3 protein-coding genes are annotated in these 5115 nt (G+C 67.4%); all 3 read left to right on the top strand.

Annotated features, from left to right (window positions below):
* On the top strand, nt 1-999 hold a 999-nt coding region (locus tag RTP54_RS30975), incomplete at its 5' end, for a M10 family metallopeptidase C-terminal domain-containing protein (protein WP_312367897.1).
* A gap of 73 nt (nt 1000-1072) precedes the next feature.
* Nucleotides 1073-2833 carry a type I secretion system permease/ATPase gene (locus tag RTP54_RS30970; protein WP_112818680.1) on the top strand — a complete coding sequence of 587 codons (1761 nt, stop codon included), beginning with the start codon at nt 1073-1075 and terminating at the stop codon, nt 2831-2833.
* 129 nt (nt 2834-2962) lie between these two features.
* The coding region (locus RTP54_RS30965) for a cadherin-like domain-containing protein (protein ID WP_312367896.1) at nt 2963-5115 on the top strand (2153 nt) is incomplete at its 3' end.

Genomic DNA, 5115 nt, shown 5'->3' with positions numbered 1-5115 from the left:
GATCATGGTGGTGACGACGACGATGACGACACCTGCGGCTCCGGCGACGGCGACGGGAATGGCTCTGGCGATGGCGATGGTGGCGAAACGCCGCTGCCGGTTGCGGCGCGCACGCTGATCGGCACGTCTCAAGCGGATGTTTTGTTGGGTGCTGCCTTGGCCGACGTGCTTCTGGGCGGCGGCGGTGGCGACATCCTGTCGGGGGATGCGGGCAGCGACGTGCTGCGCGGCGAGGACGGCGACGACGTGCTGTCTGGTGGTGACGGCGATGACGTCGCCTCGGGTGGCTCGGGCGACGACGAGATCCATGGTGGCGCCGGTGCCGACATGCTGTTTGGCAATGGCGGCGACGACCTGATCTATGGTGATGCCGGCAACGACGTCATCGAAGGCGGGGCAGGGGCCGACAAGGCCTGGGGCGGTGCCGGCGACGACATCGTGCTCGCCACCAAGGGCGACGGCGACGACAGCTACTGGGGCGGCGAGGGCAGCGATACGCTCGACTACTCCACGGCGACCGGCAACCTGACGGTGGATCTCGGTAACGGCTTCATGGGCCGTGGCCAGGTCTCGGGCGTCGAGGTCGGCACCGACACGGTCTACGGCTTCGAGAACTTCATCGGCGGCTCGGGCCATGACGTGATCACCGCGTCCAATGCCGTCAACGTCATCGACGGCGGGCTTGGCGACGACGTCTTCCGCTTCACCTCGGTGGCAGCGGCCGACGGCGACACGATCTACGGCTTTGCGCCGGGAGACCGGATCGACTTCTCCTCGATCGACGCCAACACCGGACAGGCGGGCCTGCAGCACTTCACGCTATCGGCCGGAACGACGCTCTCGGGCGCCGGCCAGATCGTGGTGACGCACGAGACCCGCGACGGCGAGGACGTCACCGTCATCCGCGGCAGCGTCGACGCCGACCCGGATGCCGACTTCGAGCTGGCGGTCGCCGGCACGCACAACCTCAAGGCCGCCGACTTCAACGGCGTCTCCTGACGATGAACAGGCCTTCCCGGCCGGCGGGTCGCCGGCCGGGACCTGATGCGGGCGGACAAAAGGGGATCTCATCATGAGCAAGAACAAAGAGCCGCAACACAAGATCGGCGGCATGCGCGGTATCCTGATCTATCTCTTCGGCCTTTCCGGCCTGATCAACATCCTGGCGCTGACCGGCGCCTTCTACATGCTGCAGATCTATGATCGGGCGCTGACCAGCGGCAGCATCTCCACGCTGGTGGCGTTGTCGGTGCTGGCGGTCGGGCTCTACCTGTTCCAGGGCCTGTTCGACGTCATCCGCTCGCAGATCCTGGTGCGCCTCGGCGCCCGGCTCGACAGCGAACTGGCGCCGCTTGCCCACAAGGTGGTGATCGAGATGCCGCGGTTCGGCTATTCGACGGCGGAGGCGACCGAGCGTGGCCGCGACGTCGACACGCTGCGCGGGTTCCTGTCGAGCCAGGGACCGGTGGCGCTGTTCGACCTGCCGTGGATCCCGATCTATCTCGCCTTCGTCTGGCTCCTGCACCCGATGCTCGGTTATCTCACGCTCGGCGGCGCGCTGGTGCTGGCGGTGCTGACGATCATTGCCGAGGTACTGACCCGGCGCCATTCCAATTCGATGATCAAGGCGTCGGTGGCGCGCAGTTCGGTGGCGGAAAGCAATGCCCGCAACAGCGACGTGCTGCACGCCATGGGCATGACCGGGCGGGCGGTCGACCGCTTCGAGAAGGCCAACCGCCGCCATCTCGACTGCCAGACCAAGACGTCGGATATCGGCGGCACGCTGTCGGGCCTGTCGAAGGTGCTGCGCATGATCCTGCAGTCGGCGATCCTCGGGCTCGGCGCCTATCTGGCGATCCGCGGGCAGATGTCGGCCGGCTCGATCATCGCCTCGTCGATCGTGACGGCGCGGGCTCTGGCACCGGTCGACATGGCGATCGCGCAATGGAAGGGCGTGGTGGCGGCCAGACGCAGCTATCATCGCCTGAACGAGACGCTCGGCGTGCTCGACGAGCGCGCAGGCAGCCTCGACCTGCCGGCGCCGACGACAAGCCTGTCGCTCGACAAGGTGACGACGGTGGCGCCGTCGACCGGAGCGGTGCTGTTGAGCGAAGTGAGCCTGGAACTGAAGGCCGGGCAGGCGCTGGGGCTGATCGGCCCGTCGGGCGGCGGCAAGACGACGCTGGCGCGCGCCATGCTCGGCATCTGGCCGGTCCTGCGCGGGGCGGTGCGCATCGACGGCGCCGATCTCAACCAATGGCCCGAGACGCTGTTCAACCGGCATGTCGGCTACCTGCCGCAGGACGTGGCGCTGATGGACGGCACGGTGTCGGACAACATCTCGCGTTTTGCCGAGGCGCCGAATGCGCGCGCCATCATCCACGCCGCCAAGGCCGCCGGCATCCACGAGATGATCGTGCACCTGCCGAACGGCTACCAGACCGAACTTGGTCCTCATGGAACCGCACTGTCCGCAGGCCAGCGGCAACGCATTGCCCTGGCACGTGCACTCTACGGGGATCCCTTTCTCGTGGTGCTCGACGAGCCGAACTCCAACCTCGACGCGGAAGGGGAAGAGGCGCTCTGCCAGGCCATCCTCAAGGTGCGCGAGCGCGGCGGCATCGTCGTCATCGTCGCCCATCGCCCAAGCGCGCTGCAGACGGTCGACATGATCGGCCTGGTGCAGGCGGGCAGGCTCGTCGCCTTCGGACCGAAGGAGGAGATCCTGCCGTCGCAGAAGATGCGGCCGCTGGTGGTGGAGAAGAACCGCAGGGCCGATGCCGCCGGCATGAACCAGGCGATGGGCCAGCCGCAACGGGTGCCGGCGGAATAGCCGGCCGGCCTGTTGCCGGGATCGGCCGCCGTCGGGCGGCCGATCCGAGCAGATGCCAAGGAACGACACCAGGCAAGGGCGCACGCGGAACCTCCGGTATCGGAGCCGGCGCCGGCCAAGGAGGATGTCATGGACGACAAGCTCATCCTGAAGCGACCCGACAGCCAGCAGGCGGTCGCGCCGATGAACCGTTACGAGATCGCCGACAGGCCGGAGCGCAAGCGTGGCCGCCTGCTGTTGTCGGCGCTGTTTCTGGGTGGTCTCGGCTCGGTGTTTGCAAGCCGTGACGAGGCCGGCGGCAATACGCCGCCGCATCAGCCGCTTGGCGACGACCAGGCGATTGCGCCGGAAGCCGAACAGCCAACCGGGCCGGATCTGGCCGGTGCGCTCGATGTCGTCGAGGATGTCGCCGACTACTTCCGCGAACTGATGGCCGACTTCGCGCTGACGACCGGCACGGTTGCGACGGTAACCGGCCGGCTGCGCGCCTCGGTGCGGCTGTCCTTCGACGACGGCCGTCCCGACACCGGTATGATCGACAGCAGGCCGTTCCAGCCCTCGACCCGCTCGGCCAACGACAACACGCTGCCGGACTTCGATTTCCCCAGACTGTCGTCCTTCGGCAACCTGCCGTCATCAGGCGGTCGCGATGACGACGACGACGATGACGACGGCAATGGCGGCAACAATGGTGGCGGCAACAACGGCGGTGGCAACAACGGCGGCGACGACGATGATGACGATGACGACGACGGCAGCACCCGCACCAACCGGCTGCCGGTGGTCACCGGCCGCAACATCCTTGCCAACGGCTTCATGAACCTGTCGGCGATCGTGCTGCTCGACGATCTGCTCGCCAACACGCTCGATCCCGACGGTGACCGGCTGACGATCGCCAATCTGACGGTCTCGTCCGGTTCGGTGCGCGCCTATTCCGACGGCATGTGGCTCTATACGCCCGAGCGCGGCGCGCTCGGCGAGATCACCTTCAGCTATACCGTGTCGGACGGCAGCGGTAGTGTTGCCAATGGCGCGCTGCTGGCCCTTCTCGACTGGCCGGCGCACGAGATCGAGGGCACCGACGGACCCGACGTCATCGTCGGCACGCCGCGCCCCGACATCATCGCCGCCCTTGGCGGCGACGACATCGTCTATGGCCGCGAGGACGACGACCTGATCCTCGGCGGCAGCGGCAGCGACACGCTGATGGGCGGCGACGGCGACGACGTCATCCATGGCGAGGCGGGTCATGACCGGCTGTTCGGCGGCAATGGCAACGACATGCTGTTCGGCGGCGCCGGCAACGACCAGCTCTATGGCGAGGCGGGCGACGACATCCTGATCGGCGAGAGCGGCGACGATTATCTCTCGGGCGGCTCCGGCCATGACCGGCTGTTCGGCGAGGATGGCAAAGACATCCTCGACGGCGATGCCGGCAACGATCTGCTCGATGGCGGTACTGAGGAAGACATCCTCACCGGCGGCAGCGGCAACGACACGGTGCTTGCCGGCGCCGGCAACGACGTCATCGTCACCGGCCGCACCAGCGAGGAGATCCGAAAGGCCGAAGCGACACCGGCGACCGCAAGCCAGGACGACGGCGACGATCACTATTCCGGCGGCAGCGGTTTCGACACGCTCGATGCCGGCACCACCACCAAAACCATCGTCGTCGATCTCGACGAGGGCACGGCGACGGGCGAGGAGATCGGCTCCGACACGCTCGACGGCATCGAGGCGGTGATATCAGGCGCGGGCGACGACCAGATCTTGGGCGACAGCCACGACAACACGCTTCTCGGCAAGGACGGCAACGACATTCTCGACGGCCGCGACGGCGACGACACGCTTGCAGGCGGCCATGGTCGCGACACCGTCAAGGGCGGCGATGGCGACGATACCATCCTCGTCGAAGCACCGACCGGAGAGGGCGATGCCTGCGACGACGACCAGGCCGGCCACGACGGCAACGACATCTACGAGGGCGGCGACGGCTTCGACACGCTCGATGCCAGCGCCACGACCAAAACCATCATCGTCGATCTCGAAGACGGCACCGCCGAAGGCGATGAGATCGGCGCCGATACGCTCGACGGCATCGAGGCCGTCATCGCCGGCGCCGGTGACGACCAGCTCTCCGGCGACGAGGCCTGCAACACCCTCATCGGCAATGACGGCGACGACGTCATTAACGGTCGCGGCGGCAACGACACGCTGTCAGGTGGAAACGGCGACGACACCGTCAACGGCGGCAGCGGAAACGATACTATCGTCGTCGAGGC

The organism is Ensifer sp., assembly GCF_031989085.1.
Classification (GTDB): domain Bacteria; phylum Pseudomonadota; class Alphaproteobacteria; order Rhizobiales; family Rhizobiaceae; genus Ensifer.
Note: the sequence above shows the minus strand (reverse complement) of the source record. Positions and strands in the feature narration are given on the sequence as shown.